Genomic DNA, 5,802 nt, shown 5'->3' with positions numbered 1-5,802 from the left:
TCTCGGGAATTTCCACGGTATCGTTTCCCGAAGTCACATTGTGGCTTGTAACCCAATACCGCCCTTCAGTTGTCTTGTTTGTGCATCTGTACTTGGCTGCCTGCACGACCTCCCAGTAATCAATGTCCATGGATGCTATGAAGTATCCGCCAACCACACCCTCTATAAGTTCTCCACGTATCACTCTTTTAGGAAGGGTGTGGTGTGTTATGTCAATTGCGGCAATGGTGTAATTCGTGCTCCTGTTTGCAATCTGGTAGTTGAATGGAGTGAAGCCGTAACCACCCAAATATTCTGGCCAGAAGTACCTGAGGTCGGCGATATACTCGTACTTTCCCAGAACGAAGCTTGCCAGGGAATTATAGCTGAACTGCGTTCTTCCGGGCGCACGGAGGTTTACGTAAGCCTGCCTTTCGCTGTAATCGACTGAAATGTGCGTTTCCCCTGTGGGGTTCAGGGAAGATGGCGAGTGGATTTTTGTTTTTGTCTGGTTGAAGAACTCACCCCACCAGCCGACGTTTTCGGTGTTTTGGCAGTCTACAAGGTAAGTCAGGTTCTGCCAGGGGTTTACATACTTGTCCGGGTCAGTTATGCCAAAGCCATTTATTGTCCCATTTAGCCGTACATATATGTCCTGGCTCCCGGATATGTGGTTTGGGTCGGTAAGCACATAAGAAAGAGACGGCGACTTGTTTGTGATTTTGATGTCCTGGACGTAACAGGTGAAAGCCCCTGCCGAAACTGTGCACGTTCCCGCAGTGAGATTGTTTACCCCGCAAAGCCGCAAGGAAACATAGTCCTTGCGCGTATCGTTGTTTCCGTCAGGTATGTCCACTATGGAGGGCTCGCTGCAGTTTTGCGAGATTATCTCCGAGATTCCAAGGTTGGCAAAAATCTCTTTTGCGTTTCCCGTAAAGTAAATGTCAGTTGTGTTTCCGCTCCAGGTGGTTGCTATATTGAGGTCTTCTACGGTAAAAGCGTCCTCAAAGGTCTTTTGCGCGGAGTACCCCCTCAGGTCTACCGCTTTTATCGTTACGTCGTACTTTCCAAGGGGAGCGTCATTTCTGGGGTCGTAAGTGTAATTTGCAATCCAGTGCTTGGAGTCGACATATCCGCCGAAAAGCTCCTGCGGGTTTATCTCTATGCCCCCGGAAGGATTCTGGATTGTGAGGTAGATGTGGCTGGCATCCCAGTCGTCCTGGTCGTAAACCCTGATTGTGATGAGGATTTTGTCATGGGTGTCCGCGCTTTCCTTGTCCCTGTCGACAATGGAAATGTTTGTGGATAGGTTTGTTTCGCTAGAGTTCAGGTCGGGAAAAGCAAACCAAGTCCCGTGATAGCAGTATTCTATGCTTCCGTCTATGTCGATGTCCGCCTGGTGGTCGTGAAGGTAGCATCCTCCGCTCCACACGCAGCTGTCGCTTGTCCTGCAGCAGGCCTCCTGGTCCCCGCCGCATGCGCAGGAAACCGGGTTGCACTGGCAAGTAGAATTGTATTCTGCGGAGTCATCCCCGCAGCAGGTGTTTGGTGAAGACGCGCAGCTTGTCCCTCCCGAGCAGCCGAGGTTCCACCTGAGAGTTGAGTCCCTTTGGATGCGGCAGGTGTTGCAGGTATTTGGGTTCGTGTCTGCATCATGGGTTGTTGACGTGCAGGTGTCTGGGCCACTGCACCCGTCGCTGGAATCGGCAATGAAGTATTCTCTGAAATAACACCCATTTATTCCTGTATGGCAGGTTCCTTCACAATGGTCTGTTCCGCTTGCGCCGGGAGTTGTGTAGCATGAGCTGCCGCTGCAGCCAGCCCCTATCCCCCCACTGCAACCCGCAGTAACGGAAGGGTTATTTCCGCCGTCACCGTCTGAAGCATATGCTTCTCCCCCGCAACAGTCTCTTACGAAGGAGTCGGTGTAACTGCAAGCACCACCAGAACAGAAGTAATCTCTGAAATAAAGGTCATTGCCATAGCACAGGTAGTGGTTGTTATTGTTGCAGTCGTAACAGTCATACCGGATTGTTCTATGCAGCCAACTCTCGAATGTGCATGACGTAGAAGAGCAGTGGTAGTTTCTATAATCCTGGTATTGGCAGGTGCATCTGGACTCTCCAACACAGCAGGCGTAGGGCGCTCCATTATTGTACCAGCCGTTCTGTGCCGTGCAATCGCTACAAGAGGTGCAGCCGCAGCTGCTGTCTGTTCCAGCGCAATAATTTCTGCAGACTTCACAACAGAACGTACGTTCGCAGCAATAGGGCTTGCAATAATAATCCTCCCCCGTTTCTGGATCGGTACAGGTTCTCCAACAGGTGGCACTGCATATTTCGTGACCCGAAACGCAGTACTGGCAGGAGCCGCAGGTACATGCCGCTGCTGCTAGCCCCCCAAAGACGTTAAGAATGAGGCAAAATAAAGCAATCTCGTGCAGGGGAAGGTATTTCATCTTGCCAGTTGTTCGACTATCTGCTGGACTTCGGCCTCGTATTGCTCGTAATAGGTAAGGACAATGGCCTTCGTCTCGCCTTGAACCAAATCAAAGTAGAGGGTTTCACTTTTCAATTCTTCGGAGTCCTTCTGAGGTTCAGTGGTGTTATCGGGGTGGTTTTCTGAACTGAACAGCGTGGCACCGTACTTGTCGATGCGCAGTTTTCCAGATTCAGTCTGGCTTATGAGCGCAGGTGCTATCCGGAACGATTCAGTAAGGTTAAATGTATTCACGTAGGATTTATCTTCAAATTCAAAGATTTCAGCGGATATTACTTTCCTAAAAAAACCCTCTTCTGGAGGAACTTTACTCCAAATAACATATGAGCTTTCCTTTAAGCCAGGGGTATCACAATAGGCGAATCTGCCATCCGGCAGACTTATCTCTTCACAGTTTTTCGACCCTGCCGTAAGGTTGCTTCGGGTCCAACCGTCAAACGAAATTGACAAAAGGATTGCTTCGGGCTGTAATTCAAAAAACGAGGTCTCTTTTTGGGTGGGCTTCTGAGAGCTTGCAACGGCAACAATTAAGACTATTATGAGAAGAAGTAGAGCGTATTTTGGCAGGGTGTATGCCATAATGCATATAGTTTAATTATTTTTCTTAGGCATACTTGGGAATTTCCTCTACTCTGGAAAGCTCGCTATTGAATGCTTCGATAGCTAATCCCTCAAAGGGTTTCCTATAGAGCAGTAGGTAGATCTGGTTTGGATTTTGCGGAACCTTTGCTCCAACCAAATTCCAAGGAACATGCATGGCGGGGATATCCTTGAATATTGGGCCATAGGTTCGCTCCCCTCCGGAGTTGTATACCACTGTTAGTTCCAGGCTATAGGGTCCGCGCATCAAGCTTTCTATTTCGCCGGGCTTTGTCGAGAAGTTTCCAAACGTGCTGGAGAGCTTGCGCACATCCAGTAAGCCATCTTTTCGTACACATGCCAAAAGGTCTTCCATTGTGGTGTTGTTTCTCGCGCTACTTCTGCCCGGAAAATTGTAGGAGACTGGGACTTCGCATGCACAGTCCGGATTGAATGGGTCATACAAAGTGGCATCATAGTAGGTCATGCTGCCAGTGCCGTCTGTGCCGATGGGAACTTCTTTTGTTTTATTTAACCGGAGATTGGTGTGGTTGAGCACCACGTCCAGGTTAGCGGAAAGGCTGTCGACGAAGTTAAGAGTGTATGTTTGGTAGGCTGTTATTTGGTTTCCGGTGGAGGGGTCCTGGAAATAGTAGTCGGTGACAGGCATTGTGGTATTGCTCATATGTTCCGGGGTGCTGGGAAAAACCAGCCGGATAGTGTCATTTGATAGGTCTGTTCTGAATATGGACTCGTTTTTAAAGGGATCATATATGAGGGGTTGATATGTTGAGGAGGAATTTATTGGAATGGTGTAGTGAGCATATTCAGAGCCGTCAAAACCGGGACAGGAGTAATCTTGCGCTAGAGCGCCACAACCTAAAAGAGAAAGCGCTCTCGTGAGAGGTCCTTTTTTTTGAGAGTTTTCTAGTTGTTCGAGCGCATTGGCCCTTGCATTTTTTGCTCCGTATCCCCCTTTGATACCCCCAAATGAGCCATTGGCTAGAGCAAGGTACCTTTCTTCGACTATCGATTTGGCATCTACTCCAGGCGTGAGGTCAGCACCCATTTGTAGGTATTTTACCGCTTTTGACAGGTCCTTTAGCGTATCAGGAGAGATATCCTCGGCCGCCGCAGCAGTTCCCAAAAGCAGGGTCGTCGTAACTAGAGCCGTGCCGACAGGGTGGGATGAATCGGGCGCTCCCGGCTGTGCAGAACGGCGTGGTTTATTATCTCGGAAGAGCGTATCCGCATTAAAGCGGTCTGTACGGTACTGAAGTTTGTCTCTCATAGAATATCACCACAATACTATTTGAGTTTAGTATATATATTTTTCACTTAGGAGTAGCTATGCCCTCTTGCCAGTACAACCCAAGGTATGTGCCTTGTAAATTGGTTTTTTAATCTTTTGAGCAGAACTTATCTGTACCTTGGAATTTTGGGCTAACGGTATCTACTTGCTTTATTCTGGTTTTGCCTCTTTTTTCTCCTTTGGCCTTGCCGCTTCTTTCTTTTCGGCTTTTCCATCGGCCTTAGGGGCTTCTTTTGTCTTTTTGGCAACCTCTTTTTTTTCCTTTGGCTTTTCAGCAGCAGCTTTTTCCTCCTTTTTGGTCTCAATTTTTGCATTTGCCTCAGTTTTGGCCTTTTCCTTGACAGCTTCCTTTACCTTTTCCACTTCTTTTGCAGTTTCTTCTGTTTTGGTGGCAGGCACGGCTTTTTCCGGCGCTGCCGGGATTTTGGAGACTGCTTTTGCTGCCCCCGCAATTGGCCTTTCCCTCAAGATGACCTCCAGGTGGGCCGCCTTAAGCTTGCTTCCAATCTTGTTCTTGTGCCTTCGCCTTCTCATTGTGGTGCCTTTGGCAGAGGCAATATGCGCCACAAAAATGTTATTAAGGTCAAGATTTTTGAATTCTGCGTTTTTTTCCGCAGATTTTATAAGCATAAGGATTTCTGAGGCGATACTTGAGTAGTATTTGCCGTTTATGCTCCTCTTTTTTTCAAGGACTTCCTCAAGGAACTTTTTTGCCTTCTGCACATCCATCCCCTTTATGGCCCTGCACACGAACTTGGAATTTTTAAAGGAAACTCTCGCATTGTAGTTGCAGGCCTTTGCCGTATTTCCCTTAATCTCATTGCTGTACATAGTTACTTCTTTGTTGCCGAGAACTTGGTCCCGTGCGATGCTCCGATTCCGGCGGCTCCGTGCTTGACGATTACTGTTCCTGGGGCGAATTCCCCGAGCCGGTGCCCGACGTATTCAGGCAAGATGTCAAGCGCAAAAAAGTCCTTTCCCTTGTGTATGCCAAGCTTGTGGCCTATCATTTCCGGAAGAATTATCATTTCCCTGCAGTGGGTTTTTATGAGCTTTTTCCCCTTCTGCGCCTCGAATTTGGCGATTTTCTTCAAAAGCTTCTTTTCCTGCTCTGTAAAGCCCCTCTTTACCTTCCTCTTCTCTCCGGAGGGAAGGAGCTTAAGAAACTCCTCTCTAGTGAGCTTTTCCGGGTTTTTTCCCCTGTAGAAGAATTCTGCCATAAAATTAAAAGATAAAAATTAAAAGGGTGCTTGGTTGAATATGGACGAGGGTTAGTCCCTCACTAAGGGATTTTTGTTTCCAGAGGCCCCAAAAGGAGGGCAGTTTCCTGTACCCTTAAGGCAATACTCCTGTAATGGTTTTACGGTTTAATTTTGCTTTTATACTGATAAGTAATTCTATGGAATTTTCGGTAAAGGACCTTCAGGACATTC

Annotated in this window: 5 protein-coding genes; all 5 read right to left on the bottom strand. The window is 47.9% G+C overall.

The genetic code is table 11. The features are described 5' to 3' along the window. The coding region (locus JW727_00815) for a hypothetical protein (GenBank protein MBN2094566.1) at positions 1–2,437 on the bottom strand (2,437 nt) is incomplete at its 3' end. Continuing rightward, positions 2,434–3,057, bottom strand: a complete 624-nt coding sequence (locus JW727_00810) for a hypothetical protein (GenBank protein MBN2094565.1) — start codon at positions 3,055–3,057, stop codon at positions 2,434–2,436. The genes JW727_00810 and JW727_00815, both read right to left, overlap by 4 nt. A gap of 25 nt (positions 3,058–3,082) precedes the next feature. Beyond that, on the bottom strand, positions 3,083–4,348 hold the full coding sequence (locus tag JW727_00805) for a hypothetical protein (protein ID MBN2094564.1): 1,266 nt from the start codon (positions 4,346–4,348) through the stop codon (positions 3,083–3,085). A gap of 171 nt (positions 4,349–4,519) precedes the next feature. Next, positions 4,520–5,200 carry a hypothetical protein gene (locus tag JW727_00800; GenBank protein ID MBN2094563.1) on the bottom strand — a complete coding sequence of 227 codons (681 nt, stop codon included), beginning with the start codon at positions 5,198–5,200 and terminating at the stop codon, positions 4,520–4,522. A 2-nt stretch (positions 5,201–5,202) separates the two neighbouring features. Next, the gene (locus JW727_00795; protein ID MBN2094562.1) at positions 5,203–5,589 is read right to left on the bottom strand and encodes a ribosomal protein S19 family protein; all 387 of its coding nucleotides are present in this window, start codon (positions 5,587–5,589) and stop codon (positions 5,203–5,205) included. Positions 5,590–5,802 lie beyond the last annotated feature (213 nt).

The sequence above is a fragment of the Candidatus Aenigmatarchaeota archaeon genome (assembly GCA_016932615.1).
GTDB lineage: Archaea > Aenigmatarchaeota > Aenigmatarchaeia > QMZS01 > QMZS01 > JAFGCN01.
The sequence above is the reverse complement of the archived record's forward strand: the minus strand, read 5'-3'. Positions and strand labels throughout refer to the sequence as shown.